Genomic DNA, 16,202 nt, shown 5'->3' with positions numbered 1-16,202 from the left:
ATCGCTGTTACTCCACAATGTACCGGCCGCGTTCGGCTACGGCTGCTTTCACTAGGTCAACGAAAGCGTCGATTGACATAGTACCTAAATTTTTTCCAGAGCGGGTACGGACGTTCACTGTACCTTCCTCGACTTCACGGTCCCCAAGCACCAGCAAGTAAGGAATGCGCTCTAATGTGCGTTCACGAATCTTAAAGCCGATTTTCTCATTTCTCAAGTCTGAAATCGCGCGGATGCCGCTTTCTTTAAGTTTTGCGACCACTGACTCGCACGCCTGCGCCTGCGAATCGGTAATATTCATGACACATGCCTGCACGGGCGCCAGCCAAGGCGGCATAAAGCCTGCATAGTGTTCAATTAGTATACCAATAAAACGCTCAAAGCTGCCAAGAATTGCGCGGTGAAGCATAACCGGCTGATCGCGGTCATTGTCTTCAGTCACATAAGATGCGTCCAGGCGTTCCGGCAGGTTGAAGTCGCACTGAATTGTACCACATTGCCATACCCGGCCTAAGCAGTCTTTCAGGGAGAATTCAATTTTCGGACCGTAGAATGCGCCTTCACCCGGCTGCAGATCCCACGCCAGGCCGGCTGCGTCCAAGGCATCCGCCAAGGATTTTTCCGCCATATCCCAAAGCTTGTCATCGCCTACGCGCTTTTCCGGACGCGTAGACAGCTTCATTTGCACTTCTTCAAAGCCGAAGTCTTTGTAGACATCCAAAGTCAGCTTGATGAAGTCTGCAACCTCAGGGCCAATCTGCTCTGTGGTGCAGAAAATATGCGCATCATCCTGAGTAAAGCCGCGCACGCGCATAATGCCGTGCAGTGAGCCTGACGGTTCGTTGCGGTGGCATGAACCGAATTCCGCCAAACGGATTGGCAGGTCACGGTAAGACTTCAGGCCCTGGTTGAAAACTTGAACGTGGCATGGGCAGTTCATCGGCTTCACCGCATAGTTGCGGTTTTCAGAATGCGTAGTGAACATGTTGTCGGCATAGTTGGCTGCATGGCCGGACTTTTCCCACAGCGTGAAATCAACCACCTGCGGCGTGCGGATTTCCTGATAGCCGTTGTCTTCCTGCACTTTGCGCATGTACTGTTCAAGCACTTGGTAAATGGTCCAGCCGTTCGGATGCCAGAACACCATGCCCGGCGCCTCTTCCTGCATATGGAACAAGTCCAGCGCCTTGCCGATTTTGCGGTGGTCGCGCTTTTCCGCTTCTTCAATGCGCTTGACATAAGCAGCCAGCTGCTTCTTGTCCGCCCACGCCGTGCCGTAAATGCGCTGCAGCTGTTCATTTTTCGCATCGCCGCGCCAGTACGCGCCGGAGATTTTAGTCAGCTTGAACGATTTTAAGAATTTGGTATTCGGCACATGCGGGCCGCGGCACATATCCAGATAGTCCTGATGGTAATACAGGCCCATCTGGGTTTCTTCAGGCATGTCCGCAATCAGGCGCAGCTTGTATTCTTCGCCGCGCGCTGTGAATTCTGCAATCACGTCGTCACGCGGGGTCATTTTTTTAATGACCTCATAATCCTGATCGATGAGCTTTTTCATGCGCTCTTCGATGGCTGCCATGTCATCTAAAGTAAATGGGTGCGGCATCCAGATGTCATAGTAGAAGCCTTCTTCAATGACCGGGCCAATCACCATTTTCGCTTCCGGGAACAGCTGCTTCACTGCATGGCCGACTAAATGCGCGCAAGAATGGCGGATAATTTCAACGCCTTCGTCATCTTTCGGGGTAATAATCTGGAGGCTTGCGTCCGCGCTGATCAAGTCAGATGCGTCAACTAAGCGCCCATCGACTTTCCCTGCAACGGTATTTTTTGCAAGGCCTGGGCCGATGCTTTGAGCAACTTCCATCACAGATACGGCGTGATCAAACTGCTTTTGATCGCCATTTGGCAAAGTGATAATTGGCATAATAGAAAATCCTTAAGGAGTGATGCCCCGTACAATGGAGCATATCACCGCGAGATTATGATCGAGGGCTGAGCCTCAAAAGATAAAAACGGTGGATAGATGAAAATCGACTGAAATTTTACACGCCTTAGCGCAATGATTAAACCTTTTTCCGGCTAAAAATCTTTTTTATCCCGGCCCGCCCTGCGTTTTCGGCCGCCGCGCAGGCCTTGCCATGCCCGATGCGCTCTCCTAAAGCGGGCGGGCTAAATGATTTTCCGGAAAAAATCAAACTATAGAACCGCAGGGTTCATTTTCCAGCCGGCAGCGCGCTTTTAAATACCGTATTTTCAATATGCTGCAAATTCAAGCGCAATACTCCGACTAAAGCATTAATGCAAGAGCGCCGAAGACTGAATATTGTTGCAGCAATGACAAAAAATACTAGCAGATATGGAGTTTCTGAAATGGTCAGCGCCTATGATGAATTGCCGCGGACACCGGCCAATTTTGTTGCCTTATCGCCGCTGCGCTATCTAGAGCGCGCGGCCTACATTTACCCGCATCAAGACGCCATCATTCACGGCTCCCGCCATATCAGCTGGCGTGAAACCTACCAGCGCTGCTGCCAGTTCGCGCATCAGCTGCAGGCGCTGGGCATTGGCAAGAATGATACCGTTTCGGCGCTGCTGCCGAATATCCCGGCCATGATTGAGGCGCATTTTGCGGTGCCTATGGCCGGCGCAGTGCTGAATACCCTGAACACCCGGCTGGATGCCAAGACCATCGCTTTCATGCTGGAGCATGCGGAAACCAAAGTGCTGCTGGTTGACCCTGAATTTGCAGCCGTGGCGCAGGAAGCGCTGGCTTTAGTCCAGCAGGATATTTTTGTCATTGATGTGGATGATTCCGAATATCTGCACGGCTTTTCCACGCCGATCGGCCAGATTGAATATGAAGACTGGCTGGCCGAAGGCGATCCGGATTTTGCCTGGCACCTGCCGCAGGATGAATGGGACGCCATCAGCCTAAGCTACACTTCAGGCACAACCGGCAATCCGAAAGGCGTGGTTTACCATCACCGCGGCGCCTACATCAATGCAGCCAGCAATATCATCGCCTGCGGCATGACGCCGCGCGCCACCTATTTATGGACCCTGCCGCTGTTCCACTGCAACGGCTGGTGCTTTGCCTGGACCATGGCGGCCAACGGCGGCACCAATATCTGCCTGCGCAAAGTCGATGCGGAGCAGATTTTCAAGCTGATTGCGCGCCATAAAGTAGATTATTTCTGCGGCGCGCCGATTGTGCTTTCCATGATGATCAACACCCCGGAAGACAAGAAAACTGCATTCGATCACCGCGTAGAAGTCATGGTCGCCGGCGCGGCGCCTCCGGCAGCCATTATTGAAGGCATGCGCAATATCGGCATTAACGTCACGCATGTTTACGGCCTGACCGAAACCTATGGCCCTTCCGCGCTGTGCGCGTCGCAAGCCGGCTGGAGCGACCTGTCCATTCAGGAGCAGGCGCAGCTGCATTCGCGCCAGGGCGTGCCTTATCCGCTGCAGGACGGCATGAAGGTGATAGATCCGGAAACCATGCAGCCGGTGCCGCATGACGGCCAGACCATGGGTGAAATCATGTTCCGCGGCAATATTGTCATGAAAGGCTATCTGAAAAATCCGCAAGCCACCGCAGAAGCTTTTGCCGGCGGCTGGTTCCATACCGGCGATCTGGCGGTATGCCAGCCGGACGGCTATGCAAAAATCACTGACCGCTCAAAAGATGTGATTATTTCCGGCGGCGAGAATATTTCATCGCTGGAAGTGGAAGAAGTGCTGTATCAGCACCCTGCCATCCTGACCGCTGCCGTTGTGGCCAAGCCTGATCCGCGCTGGCAGGAAGTGCCCTGCGCCTTTGTTGAGCTGAAGGCCGGCAAGCAGGCGGCGCCGGAAGAAATCATTGAATTCTGCAAGCAGCATTTAGCGCGCTTTAAAGTGCCTAAGGATGTAGTGATTGCCGAGATTCCCAAAACCTCGACCGGCAAGCTGCAGAAATTCATTCTGCGCGACTGGGCAAAAGAGCGCGCCGACCGCGAGTTCAGCTAAGCGCGGCTTTTCAAAAATTCGCGCAATAGGGTGCAAAAAGAGGAATAAAAAAGCGGCTTAAAAGAGCTAATACTGATCAATTAAGGAGTTTTGCAATAAACTCCTTAACTTTTTGGGCCATTCATGGCGGAGTCTTACCGTTTTTAAATCGAATTTTTGGAGCTCGTTTTGTTCTTTTGTTTCGCCAAAAGAACCAAAAGCATTTGTCATCCGCAAAACCTGTTCGCTTTCTGCACTTAAAAAGCTTCTGTTGCAAAAACAGTCCATTTCAAAGACCACGCAGGTTGCAGATGACACTTCCGTGTATCAAATAATATCGTAAATTTAAAAAGAAAAAGCCAGTCAGTTTCTTAACTGACTGGCATTAGCTCAAAAGAGCCGCTTTCAGCATTTAAAGCTGCGGTGATGCAGATCAGTTATCTGAAATCAAAGCCACCTGCTGCACATAGTTGAACATTTTCAGCTTAGACGCTTCAATTTCAGCTTCAGGCAGCTCCTGCTTCATGTCGCGCAGAACCCGCAGCAAATGCTGGCGCAGCGTATGGCGTTCAGTCGCATTATACACTTTGCTGAATTCATTAATGGCGGGATCGCCCTCTTTAATGATCCGGTCTACCCAGCGCTGCAGCTGTGCGGTTTTTTTCAAGCCTTGCTTCGGGGTTAAATAAGACAGAATCACGGTTTCATTTTCATTGCGCAGCAGCTTGCCCACCCGCTGAAACTGGCGGCGGCGGGCTTCAAAAGAAGTAATCGCCTGCGCATCCAGCAGGGCGTCAATCAGGCGCTCTTCCACCGGAAGGTTCTTAATTTGTTTGGGACTGAGCTGCGCCAGTTGTTCACCTAAAGCGGCCATACGCTGTACAGCCTTCTTCTGTTCAGTTTTGCTTGCACGTCCTTCTAGAGAATCAAAGTCATCTTCAGTAAAACGGTTCGGTCGACGTGCCACGGTTAATCTGCCTCGTAAAATTTCGCTGCGAACAGTGCCTGAATCTCAGATAAAGCTTTTTCTTCATCTGCGCCATCAATCACAATTCTTAAAGTTGTGCCCTTGCCTGCGCCAAGCATGAGCAAAGACATAATATTTTTTGCATCCACTAATTTATCACCTTTGCCGATCTGAATCGATGAGCGGAATTTTGCAGTGACTTCAATCAGTTTTCCAGACGCACGCGCATGTAAACCCAGTTTATTAATTACGTCAACAGTTGTGTCAATCATGACCAGTGCTTCATTTCTCGGTGTAGGACCTGAATAGACCATTTTGCCTCAAGGGCCTTTTTCAGTCTATCCACAATATAAACAGAACGGTGCTGTCCGCCGGTGCAGCCGATGGAAACCGTCATGTAGTGACGGTGCCCTTCGGCAAAGGCAGGAAGCCACTTGTCCAAAAAGTGGTAAATGTCGCTGAACATTTCCTCAGTTTGCGGACTTTGCTCTAAAAATTTCTGTACTGGCTGATCCAGGCCGGAATATTTCCTTAATTCCAAATCCCAATGCGGGTTCGGCAAATGCCTGACATCAAACACATAGTCGGCATCCAGCGGAATGCCGTGCTTAAAGCCGAAAGACTGCAGAATTAAAATAAGATTATTGGCCTGCCCAAGCTTGGACAGCAGAATATGCTTTAAATCATGCACGCTTTTGTCTGTAGTATCAATATGCACCGTTGAGCGCATCTGAATCGGCAGCAGCAGTGATTTTTCTTCCTGAATGCAGGCATTCAGGCTTTTAAAGCGGTTGGACAGTGGATGCGGCCGGCGCGAGGCGCTGAAGCGTGAAATCAGCTCCTGATCGCGCGTGGTCAGATAAATAATATCGACCGAGCCATGCTGCTGCAGCTGCTGAAAAACGTGATCAAATTCCTGCAGGTCTTCCCGCGTGCTGCGGACATCCACCCCCAGCGCCAGCTGCTCAAGGTTATTTTCCCGGTCCAGCTTTGCGACAATCTCCGGCAGCAGGGCCAAAGGCAAATTATCAATACAGTAATAGCCTAAATCTTCAAGCACCTGCAAAGCAGAACTTTTGCCTGAACCGGACTGGCCTGTAACAATTAAAATGCGTTTCATTGCACTGCTACCCTTCTTATAGCGTTATGAAGCAGGATATTTCACCTGCAGGTTGTCAATCAGGCGGGTCGCGCCCAGTTTTGCCGCCGCGAACAGCATAATATCCTGATTAAACTGTTCAATTTTCTGCAAGTCCAGCGTGCGCGCCTCTACATAATCCACAGCAAAGCCTGCCTCTGTCAAGGTGGCTTTCATGTTCAGCAGCGCATCCGGCAATGCCGCCCCAGCCTGCAGCTGCTGTTCCGCAGCCTTCAGGCTTTGGTGGATTTTCGGCGCAATTGCCCGGTTTTCAGGGCTTAAGTAGCCGTTGCGCGAGCTGAGCGCCAAGCCATCGGCAGCGCGGGCTATCGGCACGCCAATCACTTCCAGCGGAATGTTCAGGTCGCGCACAAACTGGCGGATCACCGCCAGCTGCTGATAGTCTTTCTGGCCAAAAAAGGCGAAATTCGGCTGCACTATATTGAACAGTTTTGTTACAACCACTGCAACACCGTCAAAATGCCCCGGGCGCTGCAGGCCGCATAAATCATCGGTAATGCCGGCCACAGAAATATTGGTCAGGCGCGGCTTATTGCCGTACATCTGCTCAACTGACGGCGCAAAAACAATATCGCAGCCGGCTTCCGCCAGCAGGCGCTGATCCTGCTCCAGCGTGCGCGGATAATTGTCGAAATCTTCATTCGGGCCAAATTGAATCGGGTTCACGAAAATGCTGACCACCACAACATCGCATAATCTGCGCGCCTCGCGCACCAGATTCAGATGGCCTTCATGCAGATTGCCCATGGTCGGCACAAAGCCGATAATTTTTCGCGCTGAACGCGCTGGGCTGAGAGACGCTGTCAGGCCTTGAATCGTTATTTCAGTTTTCATGATTTACAGCTCAATTTGGAAAGTATGTTCTTTGGCTGGGAATGATCCGTCCTGCACCGCAGCATGATACGCCTTGAACGCATCAGCAATGGCAGTTCCGCCGGCCTGCTCTTGCATAAAGTTGCGGACGAATTTAGCCACATGGCCGAAGTTCAGGCCAAGCATGTCCTGAACCACCAGAACCTGCCCGTCTGTTTCCGCGCCCGCGCCAATGCCGATGACCGGCGTATTAGGGAACAATTCGCTGATTTCCCGGCCAACCTGCGCAGGAACGCATTCCAGCAAAAGCGCCGCCGCGCCGGCCTCAACCACAGCCCTGCAGTCCGCAATCAGCTGATCAGCAGCTTCACGGGTGCGCGCCTGCACCTTATAGCCGCCAAAAACATGCACCGACTGCGGGGTCAGGCCCAAATGCACGCAGACCGGAATGCCGTTGCGAGTCAATGCCGTAACCGTTTCACTGAGCCAGGCGCCGCCTTCCAGCTTGACCATATGCGCGCCGGCCTGCATCACCGCCTTGGAACTGAGCAAGGCATCATTCAGCGTTGCATAGCTCATGAACGGCAAGTCAGTCAGAATGAAAGCATGGCTGTTGCCGCGGCGCACGGCGGCCGTATGGTAAGCCATGTCATTGACCGTTACCGGCAGGGTTGAATCGCAGCCCTGAATGGTCATTCCTAAAGAATCACCGATCAAAATAGTATCAATTTCAGCGACTTCCATAGCCTTCGCCATGCTTGCATCATAGCAAGTCAGGCAGGAGAATTTGCGGCCTTGCGCTTTAAATTTTCTTAAGTCACTTAAACTAATCATCTGGATGTTCCTCTTATGGCAATGCATTGCAGCCATTCAAAATTTAAATATCTGCCCAGTTTCCGGCATCCAGCACATCCAGCGCTGGATGCGCCAGAATGGGCAAATCTTTTAATAATTGTCCTTTCAGCTGCAGTTCTGCATCTAAATCCAGCAGGGGGATCAGTACAAAATCGCGCTCCATGACGCCGGCATGCGGCACAGTCAGGCGTTCATGCTGAATCTGTTCCTGCCCATACAGCAGCAAGTCCAAGTCCAGCGTGCGCTCGCCCCAATGGCGCAGGCGCACGCGACCGGATTCCTGCTCAAAGCGCTGCAGCTCATCCAGCAAAGCCAGCGGCGCCAAATCCGTCAGCAGCTGCACGGCCGCGTTTAAATAATTCGGCTGATCCTGCGGCCCCATCGGCGGGCTTTGATACAGCTTGGATGTTTTAATCTGCCCCAGCGATGCCAGCTTATGTACAGCTTCAGTCAGAATCTGGCGTGAATCGCCTAAGTTGCTGCCGAGGCCGATATAGGTGACTGCGCTCATTGCGTCGGCCCAAAAATCACTTGGCTCAAATCGCGCTTAACCCGTTTGCGCTTTAAGATTGGATGATCTGCGCCGATGCCGCCGGCTGTCTCAGGCGCTGCAGGCTGGCGCCGCGATTCCGCCGGACTTTTCGCTTTGCGGGAACGGCGGCTGCGCGGTTCCGGCTCATTCACCAAAGGCTCAATTTCAGCCTGCTGCACTGCGCCGGACGGCTTGATTTCTTCAGCCGATGCCTGTGACGCCTTGCGCCGGCTCTTGGCGCGCTGGCGGTTATAGTCAGCAATTGCGCGCTCTTTTTCATCGGCAGACAGCGTTTGATAGGCATCCCACCATGCACCCATGCCCTGCGTGGCTTTATCGCCGGATTTTTCACGGATCAGCAGGAAGTCAAAGCCGGCGCGGAAACGCGCATGGCTCGACAAAGCCTCAATCTGCTGCGGTTTCGGGTTCAGCAGGCGGGTCTGCATTTCCCAGACTTCGCGGATAAAGGTTTCAGCAAAGCGCGGAATCACGGTGCGTGTCGCCTGGCGCTTCAAGACATCCAAGCCGGCTTGGGCGCGCGCTTCGGCAGCCACCACGCCTTTGCCCGCATAGAACTCGCAGCGTTCCAGAAACGGCTTCCACAGTAAAACCGCATAGAAAAATGCTGGGTTAATGGTCTTGCCAATGGAAATGCGCTGATCGGTATTTTTGGCCGCGCGCTCAATGAAGGGCGTAATGTCCGGCTGAATTTCAGCAAACAGCTGGCGCCAGATGCCGAAGTCAATCAGCATCGGCAGCACGCGGTTCAAATGCCCCATGGTGAACAGCTTCTGCGATTCATCATACAGGCGGTGCGGCGAAACATCGCGCAGCAGCTGGGTAATTTCAGGCGTAAAGATGTCCAGAATTTCTTCATCAATGCTGAAATTCAGCTTGGCGGCGAAGCGCAGCGTGCGCAGCATGCGCACCGGATCTTCTTCAAAGCGCTGCAGCGGATCGCCCAGCAGGCGCAGGGTTTTATGCTTAATGTCATCAACCGCATTGCAGAAATCCAGCACTTCGTTTTTGCGCGGCTGATAATACAGCGCGTTGATGGAGAAATCGCGGCGCGCAAAGTCCTGCTCAATGCTGCCCCAGTTGTTGTCGCGCAGAATCATGCCGGAAGCCGAGGTCACTTCTTTCTGAGGCGGCGCGCGGAACGTCGCCACCTCAATCAGTTCACGGCCTGAATAGACATGAGCCAGCTCGAAACGGCGGCCGATGATGCGGCAGCGGCGGCCGAAGACTTCCCGTACCTGAGAGGGAGTGGCATTAGTGACCGCATCATAATCCTTCGGATTTAGACCCAGCATCAGGTCGCGTACACCGCCGCCGACGATATAGGCTTCATAGCCTGCCTTAGTTAAGGCATCAATCACATCCAAGATGGAAGAAGGTAATTGTGCAGCGGATAAGCCGCATTTTGACGCGCGCAAAGTTTGCAAAAGACGCTGTCTCCTACGCCTGAACGTAAAATTTTAAGATGTCGCTAATCATATCTCTAACACAATCAAAGGGCAATTTGATTCTCTCGATACTGCGCTGCGGCTTCAGCTGCATTTTCCGCAGATTTCGGCTTTACAACGCCAGGCGGGCTTTATTTTTCGCAAAGATGGCCGGCCCGATGCCTTTAACCTGCTGAATTTCCTCAATGCTTTTAAATTTTCCATTTTTTGCGCGGTGCGCCACAATCGCTTCAGCTTTTTTCAGGCCAATGCCGCTTAATTGCTGAAACTGCTCGGCATTGGCGCTGTTCAGCTTGATTTTCGGGCTGCTGGACGGCGCAGCCAAAGCCGGCCTGGACAGGTAATAGTTCTGTGGCGCAGCGCCGGAGGCCGGCGCCTTCTGCAGCCGGCTGTCCTGCGCCTGCTGTTCCGATTTCCACTGCGCATAGGACGCATTCTGCGCCGTTTCCGCATTTGCCCAGGAAATGCTGATGCCGATCAATGCCATCAGCAGAATTAAAAGCTGAATCTTATTCAAGCTGCGGTTTTTCATGTAAAGCCTGCTGTTTTAATAATTGTTTGGCCTGTTCCCACAGCTGATCCATTTCAGCCAGTGACAGGTCTTCTATGCTTTGATTGCGCAGCGCCGCCTGTGTTTCGATATGCGCAAAACGGGCGCGGAATTTATGCACGGTGCCCAATAAGGCTGTTTCACTGCAGATGCTCATTTTACGCCCAACATTCACCAGAGAAAACAAGCAGTCGCCGAATTCTTCGGTAATTTCGTCGGAATTTCCGCCCGCAAGCGCCTGCCTGAACTCCGCCAGCTCTTCCTCCAGCTTGCCGTAAGCTTCTGCAGCATCCGGGAAATCAAAGCCGATTTGAGCTGCATTTTCCTGAATGCCTTCCGCCTGCCGCAGCGCTGGCCCATGCTTGACCTGACCCAGCCGCGACACAGCCTTGCCCTGCTTTTCCTGACGCTTGATTTCCTGCCACAGCGCAGCCACATCTTCCGGCGTCAGCTGTTCAAACTGCTCGGACTGAAACACATGCGGATGGCGCCGGATCAATTTAGCGCAAATAGCCTGCACCACATCCTGAAAATTGAAGGCGCCCTGCTCGCTGTACATCTGCGACTGGAACACCACCTGCAGCAGCAGGTCGCCCAGCTCATCGCGCACCTCTTCAGCGCTGCCCGAGCGCACCGCCGCTTCCACTTCATAGGCTTCTTCAATAGCGTAGCGCGTCAGCGACTGCGGGGTCTGCTGCTTGTCCCAGGGGCACTTTTCGCGCAGCTCGCGCATGATGTTCAACAGCTGTTCCATGGTGCACCTCTATCGTTTAAACGGCATTATTTAAGCTGCAGCCTATTCTTTCAGCCGCAGAATTTGCTATGCTCAAAATACGCTCAGAAATAAAAAATCATAAGGAGAAGAATAGCATGCAAAGCGTCTTGATCAGCGGCGCCGCTCAGGGCATTGGCGCCGCCGCGGCCGAATTATTTTACCGGCAGGGCTTTAAAGTCGGCATTTACGACATCAATGCGGTGCAGGCGCAGCAGCTGGCTCAGCAGCTCGGCCCGAACGCCAAAGCCGGCCTGCTGGATGCCGCCAATATCCAGCACTGGCGCAGCGCCCTGCAGGAATTCAGCCAGTGGGCCGGCGGACTGAATATTCTGGTGAATAATGCCGGCATTCTGTACTCAGGCCCTTTTGAGCAGACCGGCATTGAGGCCCATCACAGCACCATTGACATCAACGTCAAGGGCGTGATCAACGGCTGCCACGCGGCCTTTCCCTACCTGAAGCAGGCTTCTTTTGCGCGGGTCATCAACCTGTCTTCCGCATCGGCAATTTACGGCCAAGCCGATCTGGCTTCTTATTCCGCCAGCAAATTTGCAGTGCGCGGGCTGACTGAAAGCCTGGATACCGAATGGCAGAAATACGGCATCCGCGTGCTGGACGTGATGCCGCTGTTTGTGCAAACCGCAATGGTGAAAGACATGAATGCTGAAAGCATTCATAAGATCGGCGTGCACCTGACGCCGGAAGATGTCGCGCAGCAAATCCTCAGCTTGGCCACTGCGCATGCCGGCGCATTCACGCCAACGCACCGCCCGGTCGGGATGCAGACTAAAATCCTGTTTGGCCTGACAAAAATCAGCCCGCAGTTTGTCAGCCGGCTGGGCAATCTGTTTTTGGCCAAAAGGCCGTAAAAGTCCGTTACAGCCTGAAAACAAATAGTGTTTTTCAGGCTTTTTCAGATGCTGTATTATAAAATGACTTTGCCGCCGCACCTATTAATGAGTTCAGCACCGACAGCCAAATGCTCATTCAATCAATAAAATCAATTTAAGCCGATATAAAAACTGCGGCCCGTAAAGCGCTTTCATCCGCACCCACCGAGCAGCCCCGCCAAAGGACTGTGCAGATAAAAAGGGCTTAATCATGAAAAAATTCATCTGTGTTTTAGCCGGCAGCTTAAGCTTAATCGCGTGCTCTTCCATGCCGCTGTCATCAGGCCAAAAGGCCACATCTTCAGAACCGATTCTTCAGGCGGCTTCCCCTGACGGCAGCTTTAACGGAGAAATCATCGGCGACTATCAGAATTCAGAGTTTTCAGCATTGAAAATCGGCATGTCTAAGCGCCAGGTTGAAGATCTGGTCGGCATGCCGGCCGACCATAAAATCCGCCAGACCAGCAAGGCATGGATTCCGATTGCTGGCGCTTTTTCGCAGGATCAATACCGTTTTGAAGCCTACTACAAAGGCGCCGGCCGCTTAGTGTATGCGCGCAACGGCAGCCGGCTGTTCAGAATTGAAGTCGATAAAAATGAAGACGGCTTCAGGTAACAGCTGCATGCGCCGGTGTTCCGGCTGCGCATGAAAAACCCGCTTTCAGGAAGCGGGTTTTTCTTTCAGATCAGCAGCTGAAGCCAGAATTCAGGCGGATCAGCGCTTAAATTTCTTCTCAGCTTTCTTGAATTTCTGCACATAGCGGCGCTTGCGCGCTGCGACACGCTCATCAATTTGCGACTTGCGCCCTTCAAACGGGTTCTCAGAGGTTCTGAATTCAATTTTTACCGGCGTGCCTTCCAGCTTGTACACTTTGCGGAATACGTTTTCCAAATAGCGTCGGTAATCCGCAGGGGTTTTGTCGACCTTGTTGCCGTGAATGACAATTGTCGGCGGATTCTGCCCGCCCATGTGCGCATAGCGCATCTTGATGCGGCGGCCGCCGACCATTGGCGGCTGATGCGCGTCTGTGGCATCGCTTAGAATTTGGGTGATTTTTGCCGGCGACACCTTCAAATGCGAAGAGTCATAGGCGCGGTGAATTGAAGGATACAGGTCGCCGACGCCGGTGCCGTGCAGCGCGGAAATCAGGTGGATTTTCGCCCAAGGGATAAAGTCAAAGCGGCGGTCTACATCCAGCTTGCACTGCTTGCGGTCATAATCGGACATATTGTCCCATTTATTGATCGCAATCACCATGGCGCGGCCGGCTTCCAGCGCGTAGCCGATCAGATGCAGGTCCTGCTCAACAATGCCGTCGCGCGCATCCACCACAATCACCACCACATGCGCGTCTTTCATCGCTTGCAGAGTTTTCACAATTGAGAACTTCTCAATCATTTCATCGACTTTGCCTTTGCGGCGCACGCCGGCGGTATCAATCAGGGTATATTTGCGGCCATCGCGCTCAAACGGAATATAGACCGAGTCGCGCGTTGTGCCCGGCTGGTCAAACGCCACCACACGGTCTTCGCCCAGCAGGCGGTTGACCAGCGTCGATTTTCCGACGTTTGGACGGCCAATAATCGCCAGGCGCAGGCCGGTATCTTTGTCATGCTGTTCCGGATTTTCATCTTCAGGCACATCCTGCAGCACATCTTCCAGCATCTGCTGCACGCCGCGGCCATGGCTGGCGGCGACCTGCATCGGCTCGCCCATGCCGAGCTTGTAGAATTCCACCAGCGCAGCTTCCGCATGCACGCCGTCCACTTTATTGGCGGCTAAGTAAACTTTCTTGCCTAAGGTGCGCAGCTCGCGGGCAATCTGCTCATCCGAAGCCAGCAGGCCGGCGCGGGCGTCAACCACAAAAATAATGATATCCGCTTCGTGAATCGCGGTTTTCGACTGCTCCGCCATGTAGGAGTCAATGCCGCCTTCGCTTTCGCCGATGCCGCCGGTATCCACCACAATGAAGGATTTATTCTGGAATGTCGCATCGCCGTATTTCCGGTCACGGGTCAGGCCGGCAAAGTCAGCAACAAGAGCGTCACGGCTCTTGGTGATCTGGTTAAACAAGGTTGATTTTCCGACGTTCGGACGACCAATGAGCGCAATTACGGGTTTCATAGATTAACCTTTATTCAGGATCAGCCAGTTTGGTCTGGTCTGAACATCAGAAAGTATTGGAAGAATAAGGATTAGGACAAAGGCCTAAATAAAAACACGGGGCATTGGCTGTGCAATCCCCCGCGTTCAGAAATACGGTTTGCTTATTTTAACATAAGCTGCAAAAATTAACGATTCTGCCAGACACTCATTGCGCCTTTGCGCGTTGCAGCGTACAGCTGGCCGTCAATGACGCGCAATGTGCGCACTTCGCCGCTGGTTTTTGCGCGTCCGGTAATTTCGCCGGTCGCCGGGTTCAGCAGGTGCAGTACGCCGTCCAGATCGCCAACCACCAAGTCGCCGTCCAGCATTACTGGGTTGCTGAGCTGGCGGTTAAGCAGCTGGTCATTTTCCCAGAGCTTATTGCCGGTGGTAATTTCATAGGCGGTAATTTTGCCGTCAGTCTGCGCGACAAATACACCGTTGCCCTTGACTTCAGGGCGCTGAATGCTGCTGGCGTCTTCACTCCATACCACCTGCTGCGAAACCAAGTCCAGCACAGTGACCTGGCCCTGATAGCTTGCGGTCACCACAAACTGGCCGGCAACGGCCGGGTCGCCGTCAATGTCAATCAGGCGCTGAATGTCTGAACGGCCTTCAGAAACCGCGACACGGCGCTGCATTTTCGGCGCGCCGCTGATGGCGTCAAGCGCGTAAATATAGGCATTTGAAGACGCAATCAGTACATTGCGCGCATCCAGCGCCACAGGCGCGGCCTGGCCGCGCAGGCTGAACTGCATATTCGGCAGATTGTAGGTCCAGGCCTGCTTGCCGGTGGCCGCTTCATGCGCATATACCGTGCCGTCATTGGCAATGCTGATCACCCGGCCGGCATGAATCAATGAAGGCGCCAAAATCGCGCCGGACAGCTGCGCAGTCCATTTTTCCTCGCCGCTGGCCTGATCCAAAGCGTACAGCTGGCCCTTGCTGCTGCCGACAATCACCAGCCCCTCAGCGGCTTCAACGCCTGAGCTTAAGCCCTGCTTGGAAACTTTTTTCTGCCACAGGCGCTGCTTGCCCCGGTAGGCTTCAACTTCGCCATTCGGACTGATGGCAAAAATCACGCCGTTATCCGCATCTAAGCGCAAGCGCAGCGGGTCGGCCTTGCTCGCAGAAGCCACATTCGTAGAAAATACCGGAACCAGTGTTTTGGCCTGTACAAGTTTCGGCAGAGGATTCGGCTTCGCTTCCTCAACTTTAGCGCCTTTGCTGGCGCAGCCTGCAAGCGCAAGCGTTAAAACGGTCAGCGCACAGGCAATTTTGTATTTTCTATTCATTCAGCTGCTTCCATTTGTGCCTCTAAAATCGGGCGTTCGATTTCAGGATCATCGACTAAAACGCCTACACTTTCGAGTTTAATTTGTAAAATCTGACGCTCTTCCTTGCGCTCAAGCAGCGCATCCCATGCACTTTGATATACTTTTTTAGCATTTTCAATATCATTTTTCGCAACATAAATGTCGCCGCGCGCTTCGTCAGCTGTGGCCTTGAATGCCGGATCATTCACCGCAGCCAGCGTTTTCAGCGCTTCATCATATTTTTTCTGCGCCAGCTGCGCATAGGCCAGGCGCAGCTTAACAATCTGCAGCAGGCCTGCATCGCCGTCTTTGGCATTTTCAACTTTTTTCAGCGCTTTTTCCGCACCGGCATAATCCGCCTTGTCATAGGCCAGCTTGGCCATGACCAGCTGCGCCTGAACCGCCTGCGGCGAGTCAGGCGACGCCTTCATGATGCTGTCAGCCGCAGTGGACAGCTGCGAAAAAGCATCGCCCTGCGCGCTTCTTGCGCTGTCCATCAGCTGCTGCACTTTAGCCGTTTCAATTTGCGAAGCAGCTAAATTTTTCTTCTGCCAGTATTCCCAGCCGAAAAAGGCAATCAACGCAATTAAAACCCCGCTAACCATGGCAGAGCCATACTTCTTAGTGAAGGACTTTAAATTATCAAGTTGTTCATCATCACTTAACGCGTTCATTTGACGACCCTTTCCTTATATTTTGGCTTATTTTGAAGAAAATTTTTCAATCATAAATGG

The 16,202-nt window shown here is 52.8% G+C and carries 16 protein-coding genes; 3 read left to right on the top strand and 13 right to left on the bottom strand.

Going from position 1 to position 16,202, the window contains the following annotated elements; all coding sequences use genetic code 11:
* Positions 1–7 precede the first annotated feature (7 nt).
* Complete coding sequence (gene thrS / locus RSA72_RS09260) at positions 8–1,930, bottom strand: threonine--tRNA ligase (protein ID WP_332633078.1); 1,923 nt, start codon at positions 1,928–1,930, stop codon at positions 8–10.
* 446 nt (positions 1,931–2,376) lie between these two features.
* Here thrS and RSA72_RS09255 point away from each other — a divergent pair, with 446 nt between their 5' ends.
* Entirely contained in the window at positions 2,377–4,020 is a 1,644-nt protein-coding gene (locus RSA72_RS09255; protein WP_332624618.1) for an acyl-CoA synthetase, read from the top strand.
* 412 nt (positions 4,021–4,432) lie between these two features.
* Here RSA72_RS09255 and yjgA read toward each other — a convergent pair whose 3' ends face one another.
* The 9 genes from yjgA to mazG form a co-directional block, all read right to left on the bottom strand.
* A complete protein-coding gene (yjgA, locus tag RSA72_RS09250) occupies positions 4,433–4,966 on the bottom strand; it encodes a ribosome biogenesis factor YjgA (protein ID WP_068907760.1) in 534 nt (177 codons plus the stop codon).
* A 2-nt stretch (positions 4,967–4,968) separates the two neighbouring features.
* Entirely contained in the window at positions 4,969–5,238 is a 270-nt protein-coding gene (locus RSA72_RS09245; RefSeq protein WP_068907763.1) for an HPr family phosphocarrier protein, read from the bottom strand.
* Positions 5,235–6,086 carry an RNase adapter RapZ gene (rapZ, locus tag RSA72_RS09240; RefSeq protein ID WP_332624151.1) on the bottom strand — a complete coding sequence of 284 codons (852 nt, stop codon included), beginning with the start codon at positions 6,084–6,086 and terminating at the stop codon, positions 5,235–5,237. Before rapZ ends, RSA72_RS09245 begins: the two co-directional genes overlap by 4 nt.
* Positions 6,087–6,110: 24 nt before the next feature.
* On the bottom strand, positions 6,111–6,959 hold the full coding sequence (gene panC, locus RSA72_RS09235) for a pantoate--beta-alanine ligase (protein WP_332624152.1): 849 nt from the start codon (positions 6,957–6,959) through the stop codon (positions 6,111–6,113).
* A gap of 3 nt (positions 6,960–6,962) precedes the next feature.
* Positions 6,963–7,772: a 3-methyl-2-oxobutanoate hydroxymethyltransferase gene (gene panB / locus RSA72_RS09230; protein WP_332624153.1), complete on the bottom strand. Its 810-nt coding sequence runs from the start codon at positions 7,770–7,772 to the stop codon at positions 6,963–6,965.
* A gap of 43 nt (positions 7,773–7,815) precedes the next feature.
* Positions 7,816–8,304, bottom strand: a complete 489-nt coding sequence (gene folK, locus RSA72_RS09225; RefSeq protein WP_332624154.1) for a 2-amino-4-hydroxy-6-hydroxymethyldihydropteridine diphosphokinase — start codon at positions 8,302–8,304, stop codon at positions 7,816–7,818.
* Complete coding sequence (gene pcnB / locus RSA72_RS09220; protein ID WP_332633076.1) at positions 8,301–9,770, bottom strand: polynucleotide adenylyltransferase PcnB; 1,470 nt, start codon at positions 9,768–9,770, stop codon at positions 8,301–8,303. The genes folK and pcnB overlap by 4 nt, the downstream gene beginning before the upstream one ends.
* Positions 9,771–9,903: 133 nt before the next feature.
* Positions 9,904–10,323: a ComEA family DNA-binding protein gene (locus tag RSA72_RS09215; protein WP_332623029.1), complete on the bottom strand. Its 420-nt coding sequence runs from the start codon at positions 10,321–10,323 to the stop codon at positions 9,904–9,906.
* Positions 10,301–11,095, bottom strand: coding sequence for a nucleoside triphosphate pyrophosphohydrolase (gene mazG / locus RSA72_RS09210; protein WP_332623031.1), 795 nt, complete (start codon positions 11,093–11,095; stop codon positions 10,301–10,303). The genes RSA72_RS09215 and mazG overlap by 23 nt, the downstream gene beginning before the upstream one ends.
* A 116-nt stretch (positions 11,096–11,211) precedes the next feature.
* Here mazG and RSA72_RS09205 point away from each other — a divergent pair, with 116 nt between their 5' ends.
* Both RSA72_RS09205 and RSA72_RS09200 read left to right on the top strand, forming a co-directional pair.
* Positions 11,212–11,985, top strand: coding sequence for an SDR family oxidoreductase (locus RSA72_RS09205; protein ID WP_332623032.1), 774 nt, complete (start codon positions 11,212–11,214; stop codon positions 11,983–11,985).
* 232 nt (positions 11,986–12,217) lie between these two features.
* A complete protein-coding gene (locus RSA72_RS09200) occupies positions 12,218–12,622 on the top strand; it encodes a hypothetical protein (RefSeq protein ID WP_332623034.1) in 405 nt (134 codons plus the stop codon).
* A gap of 99 nt (positions 12,623–12,721) precedes the next feature.
* Here RSA72_RS09200 and der read toward each other — a convergent pair whose 3' ends face one another.
* From der to RSA72_RS09185, 3 genes are all read right to left on the bottom strand, one after another.
* The gene (gene der, locus RSA72_RS09195; RefSeq protein ID WP_332623036.1) at positions 12,722–14,131 is read right to left on the bottom strand and encodes a ribosome biogenesis GTPase Der; all 1,410 of its coding nucleotides are present in this window, start codon (positions 14,129–14,131) and stop codon (positions 12,722–12,724) included.
* A 167-nt stretch (positions 14,132–14,298) separates the two neighbouring features.
* Positions 14,299–15,447: an outer membrane protein assembly factor BamB gene (bamB, locus tag RSA72_RS09190; protein ID WP_332623038.1), complete on the bottom strand. Its 1,149-nt coding sequence runs from the start codon at positions 15,445–15,447 to the stop codon at positions 14,299–14,301.
* Entirely contained in the window at positions 15,444–16,142 is a 699-nt protein-coding gene (locus RSA72_RS09185; protein ID WP_332623039.1) for a YfgM family protein, read from the bottom strand. The genes bamB and RSA72_RS09185 overlap by 4 nt, the downstream gene beginning before the upstream one ends.
* Positions 16,143–16,202: the final 60 nt, after the last annotated feature.

Origin of the sequence: Acinetobacter sp., from assembly GCF_036659555.1 — a bacterium.
Taxonomy (GTDB): domain Bacteria; phylum Pseudomonadota; class Gammaproteobacteria; order Pseudomonadales; family Moraxellaceae; genus Acinetobacter.
This window is presented reverse-complemented; position numbering and strand designations above follow the sequence as displayed.